The 18,037-nt window shown below is 70.4% G+C and carries 20 protein-coding genes; 10 read left to right on the top strand and 10 right to left on the bottom strand.

Annotation, left to right across the window (positions count from 1 at the left end; translation table 11 throughout):
• The first annotated feature begins 3 nt into the window (after positions 1-3).
• From QK444_RS05190 to puuE, 4 genes are read left to right on the top strand one after another with little or no spacing between them, the layout of a single operon-like run.
• A complete protein-coding gene (locus QK444_RS05190) occupies positions 4-750 on the top strand; it encodes an aspartate/glutamate racemase family protein (protein ID WP_282777571.1) in 747 nt (248 codons plus the stop codon).
• Positions 747-1,961, top strand: coding sequence for an aldolase/citrate lyase family protein (locus QK444_RS05185; RefSeq protein ID WP_282777569.1), 1,215 nt, complete (start codon positions 747-749; stop codon positions 1,959-1,961). Before QK444_RS05190 ends, QK444_RS05185 begins: the two co-directional genes overlap by 4 nt.
• Complete coding sequence (gene alc, locus QK444_RS05180) at positions 1,958-2,989, top strand: allantoicase (RefSeq protein ID WP_282777567.1); 1,032 nt, start codon at positions 1,958-1,960, stop codon at positions 2,987-2,989. Before QK444_RS05185 ends, alc begins: the two co-directional genes overlap by 4 nt.
• A gap of 26 nt (positions 2,990-3,015) precedes the next feature.
• On the top strand, positions 3,016-3,900 hold the full coding sequence (gene puuE / locus QK444_RS05175; protein ID WP_282777630.1) for an allantoinase PuuE: 885 nt from the start codon (positions 3,016-3,018) through the stop codon (positions 3,898-3,900).
• A gap of 281 nt (positions 3,901-4,181) precedes the next feature.
• Here puuE and QK444_RS05170 read toward each other — a convergent pair whose 3' ends face one another.
• The 6 genes from QK444_RS05170 to QK444_RS05145 all read right to left on the bottom strand — a co-directional run bounded on the left by QK444_RS05170 (position 4,182) and on the right by QK444_RS05145 (position 7,821).
• Positions 4,182-4,664 carry a hypothetical protein gene (locus tag QK444_RS05170; RefSeq protein WP_282777566.1) on the bottom strand — a complete coding sequence of 161 codons (483 nt, stop codon included), beginning with the start codon at positions 4,662-4,664 and terminating at the stop codon, positions 4,182-4,184.
• Entirely contained in the window at positions 4,661-5,023 is a 363-nt protein-coding gene (locus QK444_RS05165) for a hypothetical protein (RefSeq protein WP_282777565.1), read from the bottom strand. The genes QK444_RS05170 and QK444_RS05165 overlap by 4 nt, the downstream gene beginning before the upstream one ends.
• Before the next feature lie 11 nt (positions 5,024-5,034).
• Positions 5,035-5,775, bottom strand: coding sequence for a 4-hydroxy-tetrahydrodipicolinate reductase (dapB, locus tag QK444_RS05160; protein ID WP_282777627.1), 741 nt, complete (start codon positions 5,773-5,775; stop codon positions 5,035-5,037).
• Positions 5,776-5,829: 54 nt separating this feature from the next.
• Positions 5,830-6,339 carry a type II toxin-antitoxin system VapC family toxin gene (locus QK444_RS05155; protein ID WP_282777563.1) on the bottom strand — a complete coding sequence of 170 codons (510 nt, stop codon included), beginning with the start codon at positions 6,337-6,339 and terminating at the stop codon, positions 5,830-5,832.
• On the bottom strand, positions 6,336-6,620 hold the full coding sequence (locus QK444_RS05150) for a type II toxin-antitoxin system Phd/YefM family antitoxin (protein WP_143981934.1): 285 nt from the start codon (positions 6,618-6,620) through the stop codon (positions 6,336-6,338). Before QK444_RS05150 ends, QK444_RS05155 begins: the two co-directional genes overlap by 4 nt.
• A gap of 85 nt (positions 6,621-6,705) precedes the next feature.
• Positions 6,706-7,821 carry an alcohol dehydrogenase catalytic domain-containing protein gene (locus tag QK444_RS05145; protein WP_282777559.1) on the bottom strand — a complete coding sequence of 372 codons (1,116 nt, stop codon included), beginning with the start codon at positions 7,819-7,821 and terminating at the stop codon, positions 6,706-6,708.
• An 80-nt stretch (positions 7,822-7,901) separates the two neighbouring features.
• On the opposite strand from QK444_RS05145, the gene QK444_RS05140 reads away from it, so the two are divergent.
• Positions 7,902-8,555, top strand: a complete 654-nt coding sequence (locus QK444_RS05140; RefSeq protein WP_282777557.1) for a class I SAM-dependent methyltransferase — start codon at positions 7,902-7,904, stop codon at positions 8,553-8,555.
• A gap of 4 nt (positions 8,556-8,559) precedes the next feature.
• Here QK444_RS05140 and QK444_RS05135 read toward each other — a convergent pair whose 3' ends face one another.
• Positions 8,560-10,551 (bottom strand): peptidoglycan DD-metalloendopeptidase family protein, encoded by a 1,992-nt coding sequence (locus QK444_RS05135; RefSeq protein WP_282777555.1) that lies wholly within the window; start codon positions 10,549-10,551, stop codon positions 8,560-8,562.
• 771 nt (positions 10,552-11,322) lie between these two features.
• Between QK444_RS05135 and QK444_RS05130 the strand changes: the two genes are divergently transcribed.
• On the top strand, positions 11,323-12,282 hold the full coding sequence (locus QK444_RS05130) for a PQQ-dependent sugar dehydrogenase (RefSeq protein ID WP_282777625.1): 960 nt from the start codon (positions 11,323-11,325) through the stop codon (positions 12,280-12,282).
• Here the strand turns inward: QK444_RS05130 and QK444_RS05125 are convergent.
• Both QK444_RS05125 and QK444_RS05120 read right to left on the bottom strand, forming a co-directional pair.
• Positions 12,279-13,721, bottom strand: a complete 1,443-nt coding sequence (locus QK444_RS05125; protein WP_282777553.1) for a pentapeptide repeat-containing protein — start codon at positions 13,719-13,721, stop codon at positions 12,279-12,281. The two genes, QK444_RS05130 and QK444_RS05125, sit on opposite strands and share 4 nt — an antisense overlap.
• 207 nt (positions 13,722-13,928) lie before the next feature.
• Positions 13,929-15,125, bottom strand: a complete 1,197-nt coding sequence (locus tag QK444_RS05120; protein WP_282777551.1) for an MFS transporter — start codon at positions 15,123-15,125, stop codon at positions 13,929-13,931.
• A gap of 92 nt (positions 15,126-15,217) precedes the next feature.
• Here QK444_RS05120 and QK444_RS05115 point away from each other — a divergent pair, with 92 nt between their 5' ends.
• Positions 15,218-15,544 carry a helix-turn-helix transcriptional regulator gene (locus tag QK444_RS05115; RefSeq protein ID WP_282777549.1) on the top strand — a complete coding sequence of 109 codons (327 nt, stop codon included), beginning with the start codon at positions 15,218-15,220 and terminating at the stop codon, positions 15,542-15,544.
• Positions 15,545-15,603: 59 nt separating this feature from the next.
• Positions 15,604-16,113, top strand: coding sequence for a GNAT family N-acetyltransferase (locus QK444_RS05110; RefSeq protein ID WP_282777547.1), 510 nt, complete (start codon positions 15,604-15,606; stop codon positions 16,111-16,113).
• Here QK444_RS05110 and QK444_RS05105 read toward each other — a convergent pair.
• Positions 16,110-16,538, bottom strand: a complete 429-nt coding sequence (locus QK444_RS05105) for a MerR family transcriptional regulator (protein WP_282777545.1) — start codon at positions 16,536-16,538, stop codon at positions 16,110-16,112. The genes QK444_RS05110 and QK444_RS05105 overlap by 4 nt on opposite strands.
• A gap of 46 nt (positions 16,539-16,584) precedes the next feature.
• Here QK444_RS05105 and QK444_RS05100 point away from each other — a divergent pair, with 46 nt between their 5' ends.
• Together QK444_RS05100 and QK444_RS05095 are read left to right on the top strand one after the other, a co-directional pair.
• Complete coding sequence (locus tag QK444_RS05100) at positions 16,585-17,394, top strand: MBL fold metallo-hydrolase (protein ID WP_282777543.1); 810 nt, start codon at positions 16,585-16,587, stop codon at positions 17,392-17,394.
• A 374-nt stretch (positions 17,395-17,768) separates the two neighbouring features.
• Positions 17,769-18,037 (top strand): hypothetical protein (locus tag QK444_RS05095; RefSeq protein ID WP_282777541.1); only part of this gene is annotated, 269 nt, incomplete at its 3' end.

The following is an 18,037-nucleotide window of genomic DNA, read 5'->3' as shown; positions in this document are numbered from 1 at the left end:
GATATGCGCATTCGTGTGATCAACCCCAATACGACGGCCGCCATGACGGCGGTGATCGAGCAGGCCGCCCGCGCGGTGGTCGCGCCCGGCACCGTGGTGGAGGGGATCACGCCGAGCATGGGTCCAGCCTCCATCGAATCGCATTACGACGAGGCGTTGGCCGTACCCGGCGTGCTGGCCGAGATCGCGCGCGGGGAGCAGCTGGGCGTGGACGGGTATGTGCTGGCCTGCTTCGGCGACCCGGGGCTGGACGCGGCGCGGGAGTTGGCGCGCGGACCGGTGATCGGCATCGCCGAGGCAGCCATGCACGCGGCCAGCCATCTCGGGCGCGGGTTCAGCGTGGTCACCACGCTGGCGCGCACCGCGGGGCGGGCCCATGATCTGGCGGAACGCTATGGGATGGCGCGGTTCTGCCTCGGCGTGCACGCCTGTGAGATCCCGGTGCTGGAACTCGAGGATCCCAAGGCGCGCACCGTGATCGCCGACGCCTGCCGGGAGGCGGTGCACGCCGACGGGTCCGATGCCATCGTGCTCGGCTGCGCCGGGATGGCGGATCTGTGCGAGTACCTCACCGAGGAAGTGGGCGTACCGGTGGTGGACGGGGTCGGCGCGGCGACACTGACCGTGCAGTCGCTGGTCACCATGGGGTTGCGCAAATCCGGCCGCGGCGAGTTCGCGGCCCCGCTGCCCAAACGCTATATCGGCCTGCTCGCCGAATTCGGAACCGACGGAAAGGACAAGCGCCTGTGACCCTGCCACCGGATGTGCTGGCTGGGATCGAATCCCGACTCGAGGCGGTTGATGCGCGGTTGGCGCGGCACTACCCGGGGGACCGCCCCGGGCAGCCGATCCACACCGCCTACATCGGTGCCGCCGACGCCACCGTCGACCTGCCGCGCCGCTGGGGCGCGGCGGCCATCGAACTGGGTGAGAAGCATCGCGAACTGCTGACCGGACTGGCCGGGCACGACGTGGTGGAACTGGTGCTGGACCGGCTGCGGGAGCGGCCGATTCAGGATCTGCGCCTGGATTTCGAGGACGGCTACGGCACCCGCGGCGACGAGATCGAGGATCGGGACGCGTCGCGCGCCGGGGAGATCCTGCGGGAGCTGCCCCCGCAGGTGTACTCGCGCGGCATTCGGATCAAGGGTCTGACCACCCTGGAGTGGGCGCGGGCCGTGCGCACCCTGGAGCGGGTGCTCGACGGGGCGGGCGGGGTGCCGTCGGGTTTCGTGTTCACCATTCCCAAGATTCGCGACGCCGACCAGGTGGACACCGCCGTCCTGCTCTGCGATGCCATCGAATCCGCGCACGGATTGCCCTCGGGTGCACTGAAGTTCGAGCTCCAGATCGAGAGCCCGCAGGCGGTGATCGCCTCCGACGGCACCGCCACGGTGGCTCGGGCGATCCACCGCGCCGCCGGACGCTGCACCGGATTGCATTACGGCACCTACGACTACAGCGCCGCCTGCGGTATCGCACCGCAGTTCCAGTCGCTGGAACATCCGGTGGCCGATCACGCCAAGGCCGTCATGCAGGCCGCCGCCGCGCAGACCGGGGTGTGGGTGTGCGACGGCTCCACCCAGGTGCTGCCGCTGGGCACCGACGACGAAGTGCGCGAGGCGCTCTCGCGGCACTACCGGCTCGTCACGCGCTCGCTGGAGCGCGGCTACTACCAGGGCTGGGATATGGGTGCCGGACATCTGGTCACCCGCTGGCTGGCCACCTTCGCGTTCTACCGCACCGCGCTCGGCGTCGCCGCACCGCGCATCGGCCGCTACCTGGACCGCCAGGGCGGGGCCGTGGTGGACGAGCCCGCCACCGCACAGGCGCTGGCCACCGTGGTGCTGCGCGGACTCGACTGCGGCGCGTTCACCCCCGCCGAGGTCACCGCGCTGGTCCCCCGCGCCACCGTCGACGTCCTGCACCAACTGCGAGAAAGGAAGATGCCGACCCTATGACCGGCACGACCCCTGATTTCACGCTGCTCCCGGATCTGGCCCTGCGCACCCTCGGCGGCGCCGTGGTGTGGGCCAATGACGAATCCTTTGCGGAGAAGGAGAATCTCATCCGTCCGGAGGAGTCCACCTACTCCCCCGCCACCTTCGGCCACAAGGGACAGGTCTACGACGGCTGGGAGACCCGGCGGCGCCGCGGCGACCTGGGCGCGCATCCGGACGGCGACGACTGCGATACCGCCATCGTGCGCCTCGGCGTGCCCGGCGTGATCCACGGAGTGGTGGTCGACACCGCCTGGTTCAAGGGCAACTACCCGCCCGAGGTGTCCGTCGAGGCCATTGCGGTGGAAGGGTATCCGTCCACCGACGAGCTGGTCGCCAGGGACGACTGGACCACCCTGGTGCGGCGGGCGAAGGTCGAGGGCGACAGCCGCAACCCGTTCTCCGTCGATTCGCGCAAGCGTTGGACGCATGTGCGGCTGCGCATGTTCCCCGACGGCGGCGTGGCCCGGTTGCGCGTGCACGGTGAAGCGAAACCCGATCTGCGGCTGCTGGATTCGGGACAGTTCGACCTGGCGGCACTGGAGAACGGCGGGCTGGTGGCCGACTGCTCCAACCGCTTCTACTCACATCCGCAGAACATTCTGATGCCCGGCCGGGCGCGGGTCATGGGTGACGGCTGGGAGACCGCGCGCCGCCGTAACCGCGACAACGACTGGGTGCGAGTACGGCTGGCCGGGGAGGGTGTGCTCACCATGGCCGAGATCGACACCTCCTACTTCGTGTTCAACAGCCCGGGCGCGGCCTCCCTCACCGGAATTCGCGCCGACGGCGGCGAGGTCGAGCTGCTGCCGCGCACGGTGCTGCGCCCCGACACCCGGCACCGCTTCGCCATCGGCTCCGAGGCGGCGGTGACCGAGGTGCGCCTGGATGCCTACCCCGACGGCGGCCTGGCCCGGCTGCGGCTGGTGGGCACCCTGACCGAGGATGCCCGCGCACGGCTGCGGGCCGAATACGAGGAGTTGTCGTGACCGAATTCGACACCTACCCGCGGGATATGGTCGGCTACGGCCCCAACCCGCCGCATCCGCAATGGCCGGGCGAGGCGAATATCGCGGTGCAGTTCGTGCTCAACTACGAGGAGGGCGGCGAGAACTGTGTCCTGGACGGCGACGAGGGATCGGAGACGTTCCTCTCCGATATCGTTCCGGCGCAGTCGTTCCCGGACCGGCACCTGAGCATGGAGTCGCTCTACGAGTACGGCTCCCGCGCCGGACTGTGGCGAGTGCTGCGCGCCTTCGAACGGCGCGATATCCCGCTCACCATCTTCGGGGTGGCCCGGGCGCTGGAACGCAATCCCGAGGCAGTGGCGGCGTTCCAGCGCAACGGGTACGAGATCGCCTGCCACGGGCTGCGCTGGATCTCCTACCAGACGATCGACCGCGAGACCGAGCGCAAGCATATGGCGGAGGCGGTGGAGATCATCACCCGCCTGTTCGGTGAACCGCCGCGCGGCTGGTACACCGGACGCGATTCGCCGCACACCCGGGAACTGGTCGTCGAGCACGGCGGATTCGTCTACGACTCCGACTCCTACGCCGACGACCTGCCGTACTGGGTGCGGGTCGGCGACACCGATCAGCTGGTGCTGCCGTACACGCTGGAAGCCAATGACATGCGCTTCTCGTCGGCGGCCGGATTCGCCAACGGGGACGAGTTCTACGCCTATCTGCGGGACGCGTTCGACGTGCTGTACGCCGAGGGGATGGCGGGGGCACCGAAGATGCTGTCCGTCGGACTGCACTGCCGACTCGCGGGGCGGCCCGCGCGGGCGGCGGCGCTGGAGCGGTTCCTGGACTACGTGCAGTCGCACGAGAAGGTGTGGTTGGCGCGGCGGATCGATATCGCCGAGCACTGGCGCAGGGTGCATCCGGCCCGCTGAGCGCGGAACTCCGGTGTACTCGTGAACCGGTGGTGGCTCGATAGTCGGACTCGGCGGCCAGGGGCTCGATCCGCAGGACCGGAACCCCGGGATCGCGGGGCCGCTGGGAGTCGAAGACCGGCGGCCCTAAGGATCGGGGGTTCAGGACCGGGGAGTCGCGCTGGGGCGGAGGGTGCTGCGCTTGCCCACCCTGCGCCCCTGGCGCAGACTGCCCAAGCGCAGCGGTGCGGACAGGAGTGCGCCCGCCCGGCGACAGCGCTCGGGGCATTCGCCCAGGGTGCTCAGCCGCCCTGGCGCTCCAGTTTCTCCAGCTCCACTGCGCGGCGCATGATTTCGCGGGCGCGGGAGCGGTCGCCCGCGTAGTCGTAGGCGCGGGCCACCCGGTAGCACGTGCGCCAGTTGTCCGGGTCAGCCTCCCATTCGGCTTTCACCTGGGCGAAGAGCTGGTCGGCGGCGTCGCGCTGAATGCGGCCGGAGGGTCGCCGCGGCAGGTCGGAGACGTCCAGTTCCCGGCCGTCCTCGGCCATGCGGCGGGCCAGGCGCTGATGGTCGAGGGCGGCCCGGACCGAGCTGTAGACGATCCAGACGCCGACGATCGGCAGAATCAGCACGCCGACGCCGATGCCGATGGCCGCCAGGTCGCCGGATCCGAGCAGGCTGAGCGCGATCCGCCCGAGCAGCAGGAAGTAGAACCCCAGCGCGACCACCAGGAAGACGATCAGCGCGATGGTCCGCAGCGACCGGTTGCCGCCGGTATCGCTCACGACCGCGCCTCCCTGCCAGCCGGCACCGCCATCCGCGAAGCACGCCGTGTCATCGGCGCACTCGCAAACTCCAGCACGGCCACACCGCGCCGCTTGCCGCCGCCCACCATGCGGGAGGCACGCTGTGCCACCGGCCCACTCACAAATCCCCGCACGGCCACACCGCGCCGCTTGCCACCGCCCACCATGCGGGAGGCACGCTGTGCCACCGGCCCACTCACAAATCCCCGCACGGCCGCACCGCGCCGCTTGCCACCGCCCACCATGCGGGAAGCGCGCTGCGCCACCGGTCCACTCGCAAACTCCAGCACGGCCACACCGCGCCGCTTGCCGCCGCCGTACGCGCGGCACGCTGTCATGGCGAGCCGGCTCACAGGTCCAGCAGCGGGTCGATGCCCACGGTCAGGCCGGGGCGGTGTGGGGTCTTGCGGACGCCCAGCAGTACGCCCGGTGCGAAGGAGGTGCGGTCGATGGAGTCGTGGCGGATGGTGAGAGTCTCGCCCTGGGTGCCGAACAGTACCTCCTGATGGGCGACCAGTCCGGCGAGGCGGACCGAGTGCACCCGCACCCCGTCCACATCCGCGCCGCGCGCGCCCTCGAGTTCGGTGGTGGTGGCGTCGGGGCTGCGTCCGACCCCGGCCTTCTCGCGTGCGGCGGCGATCAGCCCGGCCGTGCGGTAGGCGGTGCCCGACGGCGCGTCGGCCTTGTTGGGGTGGTGCAGTTCGATGACCTCGACGGAGTCGAAGAACCGCGCCGCCTGCTCGGCGAACCGCATGGACAGCACCGCGCCGATGGCGAAGTTCGGCGCGATGAGCACGCCCACCTCCGGGTTCTGCGCCAGCCACCCGCGCACCTCGTCGAGCCGCGCGGCATCGAAGCCGGTGGTGCCGACCACGGCGTGGATCCCGTGCTCGACCAGCCACCGCAGATTCGGCATCACCACGTCGGGGTGGGTGAAGTCGACCACGACCTGCGTCCCGGACTCGGCGAACGCGTCCAGTGCGTCCCCCTTGTCCACCCGCGCGACCAGTTCCAGATCATCGGCCGCCTCGACCGCCGCGCAGATCGCCTGCCCGACCTTGCCCTGCGCCCCGAGCACACCCACCCGGATCCGGTTCGTGGTCACCTGTTCTCCTCACCCGTCGTTCGGCAGTCGCCAGTGAGCCTACTGCGCCCACCGAGCACCGCCGGACCCCCGGTGGGATGCGTCCCCCTCCACGTCACCGAGTACGGCACCGTGCAGCCCGCGCGCCGATCGGGTCCACGGATCGACGATCGGCACGCCGGTCACTTCGAAGTCCCGCACATTGCGGGTCACAATCGTGAGCCCGTGAGATTCGGCGGTCGCGGCGATGAGTCCGTCGACCGGGTCGACGCAGCGGCCCAGCACGTCCACCCGGGCCCGCAATCGTCCCCACGCCAGCGCGACGACCTCGTCGATCGGTAGCAGCCGACCCGCGAAACGATCCGGCACCTCCTCCGTCAACCATGCGGACAGCCGCTCCCGCCGTCTGCCGTCCGGCAGTCTGTCGACGCCCCTACGCAATTCACCGAGCGTCACGACGCTGAGGAATGTGCGGTCCTCGTCGATCGAGTCGAGCCAGTCGGCCAGCCCTCGATTCGGTTGGGGCTTCACCCATTCCGATACCGCGTTGGTGTCGAGGAGAAAATTCACAGCCGGACGTCCCGGTGGTGGGAATCACTGCGCTCGCGCTCGATCACCACCCCGGAGTCGCGTAGCGGCGATTCGGCGAAGAACTGAGCCAGGCTACCGGTGCGCGCACTCTTCCGACGCCACTCGTCCACCGGCACCACGACGGCCACCTCACGTCCGCGCCTGCTGATCACCTGCGGTCCCTCCCGTTCGACCTTGTCGATCAATTCGGACAGCTTGGCTTTGGCCTCCGCCAGCGGCCACGCGACGTCCATGCGGGTTCGTCGAGCCTCGTCCACCATCTGACCACCTCCCACATCCAGGCTAGTCAAACTAGTCACTTCGGTCCATAGCCGATCCGAATGATCAGCATTCGGCGTCCAGACGTCAGTCGAAGACGATGATCTGGCGCAAGGCGTGGCCGGAGGCCAGTTCGTCCATGCCCTGATTCACGTCCTCGAGGCGGATGCGGGCGGAGATGAGGCGTTCCACCGGGAGGCTGCCCTCTCGCCACATGCGCACGTACTCGGGGATGTCTCGGGACGGCACGGCGGAGCCGAGGTAGCTGCCGACGATGGAGCGGCCCTGGGCGACCAGTCCGAGCGGGGAGATGGTGGCGGTCGCGTCCGGGGCGGGCAGGCCGACGGTCACCGTGGTGCCGCCGGGAGCCGTTGCGGCGACGGCGGTTTCGAAGGCGCGGACATTGCCCGCCGCTTCGATGACGATCTCGGCCTGGATGCCCTCGGCGGCGACCTTGGCCGGGGTGTAAGCGGCCGTCGCGCCGAATTCCGTGGCGAGCTTCAACTTCTCGGGCACGGTGTCGACGGCGATCACATCGCGTCCGGTGCCCTCCCGCAGCGCGGCGGCCACCAGTACGGCCGCCATGCCGACCCCGCCGAGCCCGACCACCATGATGCGGTCGGCCGGTCCCGGCTTGGCCGAATTCAGCAGCGCCCCACCGCCGGTCAGCACGGCGCAGCCCAGCACGGCCGCCACGTCGGCGGGCACGTCGTCGTCGACCGGCACCACCGAACGGCTGTCGACCACGGCATGGGTGGCGAAGCCGGACACTCCGAGATGGTGGTGCACCTCGCCGCCGTCGCGCAGCAGTCGCCGCCCACCCGCGAGCAGTTCGCCCGCATTGTTGGCGAGGCTGCCCGGCAGACACGGGGTGCGCCCCTCGGTGGCGCATCCGGCGCACTCCCCGCAGCGCGGCAGGAAGGTCATGACCACCCGCTGGCCGACGCGCAGCGCGCTCTCCCCCGGCCCCACCGCCTCGATCCGCCCGGCCGCCTCGTGGCCGAGCAGCATGGGCACCGGCCGCACCCGGTTGCCGTCCACCACCGACAGGTCCGAATGGCACAGTCCGGCGGCCTCGATCCGGACCAGCAATTCGCCCGCTCCGGGCTCGGCCAGGTCGAGTTCGCTCACGGTTATCGGCTGGGACCGCTCGTAGGGCGGCTCCGCGCCGATCCGCTCCAGTACTGCACCACGAATCCTCATGGGCCAGACGGTACCCAATTTTCCCCCTTCCGGAACGACCCGAAGCCTGCTTCTATTGTCCCAGACACCAGGAGGCGACCATGAGCAGAGTCCAGACGTCCAGCCGGGCGCTCAACCATGTGGTGACCGATTTCTTCGGGCAGGTCGCCCGCGCCTACGACAGTGCGACGCTGCAACGCCTCGTGTACCGGCCGCCGCAGGATCAGGTGGTGGCCGAACTGCGCGCCGCCGGTTCCCGCCGGATCGCCGATATCGGCTGCGGCACCGGCATTCTCACCGATCGCATCGAGCGCGAACTGCACCCCGAGGTGGTGTACGGGGTGGACGCCTCGGCGGGCATGCTCGCCCGGGCCGGGCGGCGTTCCACCGCGGTGCGCTGGGTACGCGGCCCGGCCGAGCGGTTGCCGCTGGCCGACGGCGAACTCGACGCGGTGGTCACCACCAGTGCCTTCCATTTCTTCGACCATCCGGCGGCGCTGCGCGAATTCCACCGGGTGCTCGCGCCCGGCGGTCTGGTGGCCATCGCCACCGTGCATCCGTCCGCCCCGGCCAGCCGACCCCTACAGCGGCTCACCCGCAGCCCGAAGTTCCCGGCGCACGCGCCCTCGCCGCAGGAGACGCGAAAGCTGCTGGAGCGAGCCGGTTTCGAGGTGACCGATCAGCGCAAGGTGCACCGGCCGCCGCTGCCGGACTTCCTGATTCCCGATGTGATCACGGTGGCTCGCCGCCGCTGACCGGTCATCCGATGCGGCGCGCCCGCATATCGCCGGGCACCGGCGCTTCCCGCACGGTGCCGTCGGGCTGCGCGTACACCATGGAACCGCCGCCGGTGTAGATGCCGACCAGCACCGGTCCGCGGGCGCGGAAATCACTGAAGACCAGGTCACCGGGTGCGACCCTGCTCGCGGGCACCTCCGTGCCCACCTCCCACTGCTGTTCCACCGTAGTCGGCAGGGTGATGCTGCCGCCGCTGGCCGCCGAAACGGCCGCGGCGGTGAAGCCCGCTTCGTCGAACCCACCGGCGGACGGCCCCTGCGGGCCACCGCCGCCGAAGACGTAGGGGGTGCCGACCCAGTCGTGCGCGGCCTCCACGATCTGCGGACCCAGATCCGCGTCCGGATCGGGGACGAAGCGTCCGGCACTGCCCATACTGCGGAATCCCGCCTCCGCGGCCAGGATTCGCGCCACGTAGGGGCGGGTCTCGGTGTAGTGCGCGGCGTACTGGTTGGGCATGCCGCCCGAGGCCAGCACGGCTCCCTCACCGGCGTTGTAGGCGGCCAGCGTCAGCGCCGTGACGTCACCGGCCACCGTGCCCTGGTCGATCCAGCCCTGCACCTTGTCCGCGAGCGCGCACATGTAGCGGCCCTGACCGATGATGGCGTCGCCGTCGTCCCACACGCTGGCCACGCCGTTGCCGTCGGCGTCGATGACGTAGGGCTGGCCGTCCGGTGCGGCCGAGACCGCGGTGCCGGGCATGAACTGCGCCAAACCCTGTGCGCCCGCCGGAGATACGGCGCCGCGCCGGAAGCCGGATTCGGCCTGGCCCTGCGCGGCCAGCAGCGAGGCGCTGATCTGCGGGCACAGCGACCCGGCGCGCCGGTACCAGATCTCGAGCTCCGGCGGCACCTTGCCGCTGGCGAGATTGCCGCCCGGGCTGCCGAAACCGTTGTCGCAGAACACCGAGACCAGATCCTCGAGCGACGGCATGGCACCGCCCGACAGCCACGGCATCGGGTCCACCGCCCGCCCACCGGTCATGCGGCCGCCGGGGACGAGTTCGAAATGCAGGTGCGGTCCGGTGGATTCACCGGCATTGCCGACGTCGGCGATGTGCTGTCCGGCGCGCACGACATCGCCCACCTTCACATAGATCTGCGGCAGGTACATATGTCCGTAGACGGTGGAGTAGCGGTTCCCCTTCGCGTCGAGGTGGTCGATCACCACCCAGCCGCCGAAACCGGAGGCCGGTCCCGCGGCCACCACGCGGCCGTCGGCCGCGGCGAAGATGGGAGTGCCGGAGGGGGCGGCCAGGTCGACGCCGTGGTGGCCGCCGCCGCGCGAACCGAAGACATCGGACACGGTGTAGGAGTTCGCCGCGAGCGGGAAGCTGCGAGAGCCATTGGGGCGCAGACCGCCCGCCTCGTTGACCGGACCGGGCATGGCCGCCAGCGAAACGGTCGGGTCGCCGAGGGCCGGAGTGGTCGCCTGTTCCTTCACGGTGACCTGCACCCGGTCCATATGGTTGAGTTCGTCGCTGCCGCGATCCGCGAGCGGCGTCCAGCGCACGCCCGCCGCCGTGTCGGGGGTCCAGCTGCGCTGTTTCCAGATCACGTACTCCACACCGAAATTCGCGGCGTTCTCCTGGAGGAAGGCGACGATGGCGTCCCCCTTGGCCTGACCGATGCCATCGGAGCCCACGATGAATTCCACCGCGCGTCCGCTCGCATGATCGGGATAGGCGCTGTCGTCCACGCGTCCGCGCATATCCATCATGCCGAACCGGGCCACCACGCAGCGCAGCGCGCGCAGCGCCCCCTCCTGCAGGCCGACCTCGGCCGGTGCACCGGTGGCCGGGCAATTCGGTTCCGTCGCAGCGCGTGTCGTGGTGGCAATGGCGGGCATACCGGGGGCGCAGGCGTCGTCGCTGGCGGGCAGGACGATCACCAGCAGCAGGGTGACCAGTGCCAGCACCGTGCCGCCCGCGATCATCGCCAGGCGAGAGCCCGTCACGCGAGGGCGCTCCCGGCCGGTGCGGTGAGCGGACCGACCACGACCGCCGGAACAGGTGCGCCGACCGCCGATGCGGTGGACTGCACTGAGCGAGGCATCGGTCATGCTCCTTCGGCGCGAACGGGTCGGGCGTGATCGGCACAGATCGCGAGGTCATTCTGCCATGCCCGGAGCGAGGACGGCGGTATCTCCCGGGAGTGTTCACCGCGCGGTCCGGTGCACGGACGCACGATGCTGACCGGTGGCTCGGGGCGGCGACAGCTCGATCTCCGCCCAAAACGAACTGGACGGCGCAGGATGGAGGGTATGCGCGGAATCCCCCCGTTCGGCACCGTGTCCGCGACTGCGGCACCGCGCTCCGGCGACCGGTGCCGGGGCTACGGCGGACAGCACCACAGCTCCAGCGAACAACACCACAGCTCCAGCGAACAACACCACAGCTCCAGCGAACAACACCACAGCTCCAGCGGACAGCACCGCAACTCCAGCAAGCAACACCACAGCTCCAGCGAACAACACCGCAACTCCAACGAACAGCACCACAGCTCCAGCGAACAACACCGCAACTCCAACGAACAGCAGCGGAGCTACGGCGAACAGCGCTGGGGCTGCGGCCGGTCACGTTGGCGGACAGGGACTTCGGTGCCACTGCGCGTGATCGCGGCGGGTCTCCTCGCGCTGGGCGCGGTCACGGCCTGCGGGGACGGTGCGGACCGCTCCGGTGATTCGCGGGTCGTCGCCACGTCGCTCGCGCCCAGCAGTTCCTCGGGAGTGCCGGATCTGGACGCGGGACAGGATCTGGTGCACGGGCTGGACGCGCCCTGGGGGCTGGCCTTCCTCCCCGACGGGAGCGCGCTGGTCGCCGAACGCGATACCGGTCGGATACTGCGGGTGGTGCCGGGCACGGCGGCGGAGCCGGTGTACGCGGTGCCGGAGGTGGCGGCGGCCGGGGAGGGCGGGCTGCTCGGCCTCGCCGTCTCCCCGAACTATGCCGAAGACCGTTACGTGTACGCCTATTTCACCGCCGCCGACGAGAACCGCATCGTGCGCTTCCGGCTCGGCGAACCACCGACAGTGATCTTCTCCGGCATCGCGGCGGCGTCCATCCACGACGGTGGCCGGATCGCCTTCGGTCCGGACGGCATGCTCTACGTCGGTACCGGCGACGCGAGTCGCCCGGCGCTGTCGCAGGATCCGAGCAGTCCGAACGGAAAGATCCTGCGCCTCACACCCGATGGCGACCCCGCACCCGGCAATCCCACGCCGGGCTCCCCCGTCTACAGCCTGGGCCACCGCAATGTGCAGGGGCTGGCGTGGGATTCCGCGGGCCGCCTGTTCGCCGCCGAATTCGGCCGCAACCGGGCCGACGAGATCAACCTGATCGAACCGGGCCGCAATTACGGCTGGCCGGAGGTGGAGGGGGTCGGCGGCGGTGACCGATTCGTCGATCCGCTGGTCACCTGGGACACCTCGGAGGCGTCGCCCTCGGGTGTCGCCATCGCCGGGGACACGCTCTACGTGGCCGCGCTGCGCGGCGAGCGGCTGTGGACGGTGCCGCTGCGCGACGGCGCGCTCGGCACCCCGACCGCGCGCCTGGCCGATCGGCTCGGGCGGCTGCGCACGGTGGCGGTGGCACCCGACGGTGCGCTCTGGCTGACCACGTCGAATACCGACGGCCGCGGCGACGTGCGGGACGGCGACGATCGGATCGTCCGCTTCCCCGCGCGTTAGATCAGCGGTTCCAGCTGCGAGCTCACCGGGCGCGGCGGCCAGTGCTCGGGCTTCACGTTCTCCGGTTTCGCACCGGGGTCGTCGTCCCAGTCGAACTGCGTCCCCACCCACGCCTTGGGCCGCTCGAAGGACACCTCGCGGGCGTGCAGGGCGGCGCGGCGGAAGGAGATGTCGCCGAAGAAGTCGCCGCCGGTGAAGGACACCGAGCGCGCCTCGAAGACGGCGTCGGCGAAGGACACCGCACCGTGGTATTCGGCGTCGGCGAAGTCGATCTCCTGGGTGCCGCCGGAGCGCCAGCGCTGCCGCGCGCCGAGCTGGGTGCCGTCGAAGCTGGTGCCCTCGGCGTAGAAGCGGGCACCGGTGAACGCGACCTTGGCCCCGGAGAATTCGGCGCTGTCGAAGGAGATGCGGTCACCGTCGAAGACGACGCGGCCGAAGGAGGTGAGCGCGGAGCCGAAGTTCACCTCACCGAAGCTGGTGCGCTGGTTGGCGAAGGTGGCGCGGTCGAACGTGGTGCGCGCACCGGAGAATTCGGCGGATTCGAAGCTGGTCGGACAGGAGAAGCTGGCCTCGGCGAAGCTCACCGCCGTGCTGTCGGGATCGGCGCGATCCGCCTCCGGCGGGTGGAATCGCGCGTGCTGGAAGGTCACGCCGCGGCCGCGGAAGGCCGCGCCCTGGAAGCTGACCCGCCGTCCGATGAAGCGCGCGCCCTCGAAGCTGGTGACGCGGGAGGCGACGAAATCGGTGTTGGTGAAGCGGGTGCTGTCGCCCGCGAAGACCGCGTTCTGGAAGTCGGCGTTCTCCAGTACCGCCTCGGTGAAGTCGAAATCGCATGCCGACCACGAACTCTCGGCGGTGTCGCGCAGGTGTTCGGCGATGACGCGCACGATGGTGTCGCGCACCTGCCGGTCGTTCTGCCGGTAGTGGTAGACCCGCTCCACCCCCGCGCCGTCCTCCTCCAGCCGCTCGGTGCGGGAGACGAGGTGGTTGACGCCCTCCTTGGCCGCGTACGGCAGCCGCAGGTAGGCGCACAGCACGTCGATGCACTGCTGGCGTCGGGGGCGTTCGGGGAATTCGTCGGCCACCCCGGCCATGGCGTACACGCCGGCGAGCCGCACGGCGACGTCCGCGGCGCCCAGTTGCAGGGCCGCCGCGCCGAACAGCTCCGAGAAGCGGCCACGGTCGTGATCGCGCTGCCGTCTGGCGGCGAGCACCAGCGCCACCGCGACGCCGACCCCGGCGGTCACCCAGAGCGCGATCTCGGCGAGATCGAGCCGATCCGGGCGCGCATCGGTCGCGCCGAACAGTAACCACAGCACCCACCAGGTGAGAGCCGCCACCGCCACGCCGCTCGAGACCGCCAGGAACACCGACGGCGAGAGCGCCGTTCGGGTCCGTCGCTCGGTCTTGGACCCGAACCACCCCCAACGCCGCCGCATAGCGAGATGGTAACGACCGCGGCGCGCGAGCGCACAGGGAGCCCCGATTCCCGTTCCGCTCCATGAGATTCGAAGCCGACCGGATGGTTCGCGACCAGGCACTATGTCCGAAAAGCGAAGTCCGCCCGACGGTTCCCACCGCCGGGCGGGCTCTCCACGCCGCCCGGTCGCCTCGAACCGCCTGCCGCGCGGAACCCGATCGCCGTCTCAAGCCGTCCGTCGTCGCATGCCCAGGCCCGCCGCCACCAGGCACGCCACCGCCACCGCACCGACGAACCAGGGGAAGACCGTATTCAGCCCCCAGGTGGTCGCCGCCCAGCCCGCCAGCACCGTCGGCAGCGCCATGGCCGAGTAGGCCAGCAGGTAGTAGGCCGACATGGTCTCGCCGCGCTTGTGCTGCGGCACCACATCGGAGAGGTGACGCAGCGAACCGCCGAAGCCGAGTCCGAAGGTCGCACCCAGCAGCACCCCCGAGGCCAGCACCCACACCCCGTTGTGGGTGGCGAGCGCGGGCAGGGTGAGCAGCAGCGCCGCCGCCATGCCGATATCCCCGGCGATGGCCGCGCGACGGGCCGGAATGGCGGTGGCGAAGAACTGCGCCAGCGCACCGGCGGTGGCCGTGGCCGCCACCACCGCGCCGCCGAACACGAGATTGTGCACCCCGGTCTTGGCCGCCGCCAGCGACGGATACAGCGACAGCAGCACGCCCAGCACCGACCAGGCCGCCATCACGCCCAGCGCCGAGAACCAGAAGTCGCCGCGAATCTCCTGCGGCACCGCCGGTTTGGCGATGCGAATGGGACCGGCCACCCGGGCCGTGTGCGGTTCGCGCAGCGCCAGCACGCCGACGCCGACCAGCAGGCAGACCACGGTGATCACCACGTAGGGCGTGCGCAGCGGATACGGCGCGTACTGCGCCAACAGCGCCGAACCCAGAATGGCGACGGCCATGCCGACGTTGAAGGCCACACCGGTCAGCTGCCCGGAGCGCGCACCGTGTTCGGGCCGCAGGTCCAGCAGCGCCGCCGCGCCCGCCACCACCGTCGAGCCGACCGCCGCGCCGTGCAGCGCCCGCGCCAGCAGCAGCATGGCCACATTGTCGGCCAGCAGGAACACCACCAGTCCGGCGATCATGATGCCGAAGGCTCCCAGCAGCACCGGCTTTCGGCCCACGGCGTCGGAGATCCGGCCCGATACCAGCACCGCGCCCAGGGCCGCCACGGCGTAGGCGGCGAAGACGAAGGTGGTGGTGAGCGGCGTGAAATGCCACTCCTGCTGGTAGATGCCGTAGAGCGGGGCCGGCACCCCGGACACTCCCAGTGCCACGCCGCTGGCGGCGAGTACGAGCGCGTACGCCCAGGTCTGTCTGCCTGGTTCGGCCCGAACCGCAACATCCGCTGACATCGAACTCTCCATCAGGTAAGTTTGATTGTGATCGAACCTGACCATACTCCTGGTTCGATGATCGTCAAACCAGTCTCCGAGTGAGGTAGCTCATGTCCGACACCGATGTGAAGCCCGCGGTGGCGCCGCTGTCCACGGTGCTCGGCGCGCTCCAGGACCCGATTCGTCTGGAGATGGTGCGCCGGCTCGGCACCGCGGGCGAACCGCTGCGCTGCAGCGCGCTCTACGACTCGATCAGCAAGTCGACCGCCGCGCACCACTTCAAGATCCTGCGCGAGGCCGGGCTCACCGATCGCGAATCCGTGGATGGGCAGACATTCGTCCGCCTGCGCACCGTCGAGATCGGCGCGGCGCTGCCCGGCCTGCTCGAGGCGGTGCTCGAGGCTGCCAACAGGTCGAGCGACACCACCGACAAATAGTGCAGATCCGACGATGAACCCTGCAGCGATCGGACCCCCGGCCGCGCTACCGTCGTCTCATGCGTATTCGCGTCGCGACGACGGAGGACCTGCCAACACTCCAGAAGATCGAGATCGCCGCCGGAGAGCCCTTCCGCACCCTCGGCATGCTCGAGATCGCCGATGACGACCCGCCCAGCATCGAGACCCTCGACGCGCACCTGCGCGCGGGCCGGGCCTGGGTCACCGTGGACGACGACGGTATGCCCGTCGCGTACCTCGTCAGCAGGCAGGTGGACGACACCGAACACATCTGCCAGGTCTCGGTCCTCCCCGATTTCGCCCACCACGGCATCGGGCGCACCATGATCGAACAATTGGCCGACTTCGCCCGGGCACGAGGACTGCCCGCGCTGAGTCTCACCACATTTCTCGAAGTGCCCTGGAACGCACCGTATTACGAGCGGCTCGGCTTCCGCCGGATACCCGATGCGGAACTCACTCCGGAACTGCGGGAGATTCGCGCCCACGAGGCCGAGGTCGGCCTGGACCGCTGGCCCCGCATCGCCATGCGGCGCGAGCTGGCCTAATCGTTCGAACAGTGGTCGCCGCCGGGTGATTTCGCGCCCGGCGGCGCGAAGGTGCGCGTGAATTCCGGGCAGTCGACGAGCCGGGAGTGCGTACAGACGGCCGCGTGCCGCAGACCGTCGCGCATGCGGGTGAGCCGGGCGATGTCCTCGTCGACCTCCCGTGCCTTCCGGGCCAATTGCGCACGCAGGGCGGTGTCGTCGGGGGTGGCGCGCAGGAAGTGCTGAATCTCGGCGATGGTGAAGCCGGCACGGCGGGCGCAGGCGATGAGCGCCAGTCGGGGCACCACCTCCGGTTCATAGGTGCGGCGCAGGCCGTTGCGGCCCGCCGAGACGATGAGCCCCTGCTGTTCGTAGTAGCGCAGGGCGGAGGCCGCCATCCCGGATCGAGCGGCGACATCGGCGATATCCAACAGGGCCTCGGACATATCACTCCTTGACTTGAAGCGCGCTTCAAGTCACAGACTAGCGCCCATGAAGATCCATCACCTCAACTGCGGCTCCATGGCCGAGATCGAAGCGACCTACGACGTGGCCCCCGCACCCACGGTCAACCACTGCCTGCTGGTGGAGACCGCCGACGATCTGGTGCTCATCGAAACCGGACTCGGGCTGGAGAATGTGCGGAATCCGGCGGGCACCCTCGATCCGGACTGGGTCGACTTCGCCCGTCCGGCGCTCGACGAGCAGGAAACCGCCATCCGCCAGATCGAGCGGCTCGGCTACTCCCCCGGCGATGTCGGCCACATCATCCTCACCCACCTCGACGTCGACCACTCCGGCGGCCTGCCGGACTTCCCGCACGCGCGAGTGCATGTCCACGCCGCCGAATTGGCCACGGCCCTGGCCGAATCCGCCGCGAGCCGCTACCGCCCAGCGCACTGGGCACACGGCCCGACATGGGTGAGTTACACCCCCGAACCCGGCGACGAATGGTTCGGCTTCACCTCGACCCCGGTGCAGGGACTGAGCCCCGACTTCCGCCTGGTCCCCCTCGGCGGCCACACCCCCGGCCATACGGGCGTCGCGGTCCGCCACGACGACCACTGGCTCCTGCACTGCGGCGACGCCTTCTTCTACCACCGCGAACTGGACCTCCCACCCCAGCCCCACCCGCTGCTCGACCTGCTCCAGCAGTCCACCGAATTCGACCGCGACCTCCGCCTGGGCACCCAGGCCCGCCTCCGCGAACTCCTCCGCACCCACCCGCACGAGGTCACCCTCCTCAACGCCCACGACCCCTGGCAGCTCCAGGCCCGGCAGGCCCCGGCCCACAGCGCGTGAACGCGGGCCGAGCCCGTGGTGCCAACACTCGGCACCGCGAGTCCGGCCCGGGACAGGCCGACACCCCGGGCACCGACGCCGGGCGGCTACCGGCCCCACACACAGCCCGGCTCGGTATTCAGCCGGTTCGACGAGCGGGCGGGCGCACCACGCCGCCGTGTTGCCGAGCGCCGACCGCGACAGCAGCGGGTCGTGCTCATCCCAGGACGTCGCGGGAGAGCGGGCTCCGGGCGCGCGGTACACGGCCGCATCGCCGAACGGCACGGCTCTGCCCACCCGGGTCCAGGGGATTTCGCACGGATCGGGGGGAGATAGCCGGTAGCCCGTGGCCGAGCCGTACCACGGCGTGACCGTCGACAGCTGCCGTCACACCCGTGGCCACCGCACACACCGAGGAAACCATCCGGGCCGCGGTCGCGACCGAAGCCGCATCAGCGCAGGGCATTCGCTCGAAGGCGACGGTGGAACCGGGCGCGGGCACCTACGCGGTGCGCCCGTGCACGCCGCGACAGCGGAGCGCACGGGCGGGTGCGAGTGGATTACGCCGGGTGCGAGTGGATTACGCCGGGGGCGGGTGGATTACGCCGGGGGCGGCGGTGGAGGTGCCTCGCCTTCCACCGGGGCGGGTGGGGGTGGTACGTCC

The sequence above is a fragment of the Nocardia sp. CC201C genome, from assembly GCF_030010695.1.
In the GTDB taxonomy this organism is placed as follows: domain Bacteria; phylum Actinomycetota; class Actinomycetes; order Mycobacteriales; family Mycobacteriaceae; genus Nocardia; species Nocardia otitidiscaviarum.
The sequence above is the reverse complement of the archived record's forward strand: the minus strand, read 5'-3'. Positions and strand labels throughout refer to the sequence as shown.

Excerpts from the sequence above, each read along its gene's own strand:
- QK444_RS05120 (WP_282777551.1), bottom strand. The coding sequence starts at position 15,125 with ATGTCAGCGGATGTTGCGGTTCGGGCCGAACCAGGCAGACAGACCTGG.
- QK444_RS05100 (WP_282777543.1), top strand. The coding sequence starts at position 16,585 with ATGAAGATCCATCACCTCAACTGCGGCTCCATGGCCGAGATCGAAGCG.
- QK444_RS05110 (WP_282777547.1), top strand. The coding sequence starts at position 15,604 with ATGCGTATTCGCGTCGCGACGACGGAGGACCTGCCAACACTCCAGAAG.
- QK444_RS05145 (WP_282777559.1), bottom strand. The coding sequence starts at position 7,821 with ATGAGGATTCGTGGTGCAGTACTGGAGCGGATCGGCGCGGAGCCGCCC.
- QK444_RS05165 (WP_282777565.1), bottom strand. The coding sequence starts at position 5,023 with ATGACAGCGTGCCGCGCGTACGGCGGCGGCAAGCGGCGCGGTGTGGCC.
- QK444_RS05115 (WP_282777549.1), top strand. The coding sequence starts at position 15,218 with ATGTCCGACACCGATGTGAAGCCCGCGGTGGCGCCGCTGTCCACGGTG.
- QK444_RS05150 (WP_143981934.1), bottom strand. The coding sequence starts at position 6,620 with ATGGTGGACGAGGCTCGACGAACCCGCATGGACGTCGCGTGGCCGCTG.
- puuE (WP_282777630.1), top strand. The coding sequence starts at position 3,016 with ATGGTCGGCTACGGCCCCAACCCGCCGCATCCGCAATGGCCGGGCGAG.
- QK444_RS05190 (WP_282777571.1), top strand. The coding sequence starts at position 4 with ATGCGCATTCGTGTGATCAACCCCAATACGACGGCCGCCATGACGGCG.
- QK444_RS05140 (WP_282777557.1), top strand. The coding sequence starts at position 7,902 with ATGAGCAGAGTCCAGACGTCCAGCCGGGCGCTCAACCATGTGGTGACC.
- alc (WP_282777567.1), top strand. The coding sequence starts at position 1,958 with ATGACCGGCACGACCCCTGATTTCACGCTGCTCCCGGATCTGGCCCTG.
- QK444_RS05105 (WP_282777545.1), bottom strand. The coding sequence starts at position 16,538 with ATGTCCGAGGCCCTGTTGGATATCGCCGATGTCGCCGCTCGATCCGGG.
- QK444_RS05125 (WP_282777553.1), bottom strand. The coding sequence starts at position 13,721 with ATGCGGCGGCGTTGGGGGTGGTTCGGGTCCAAGACCGAGCGACGGACC.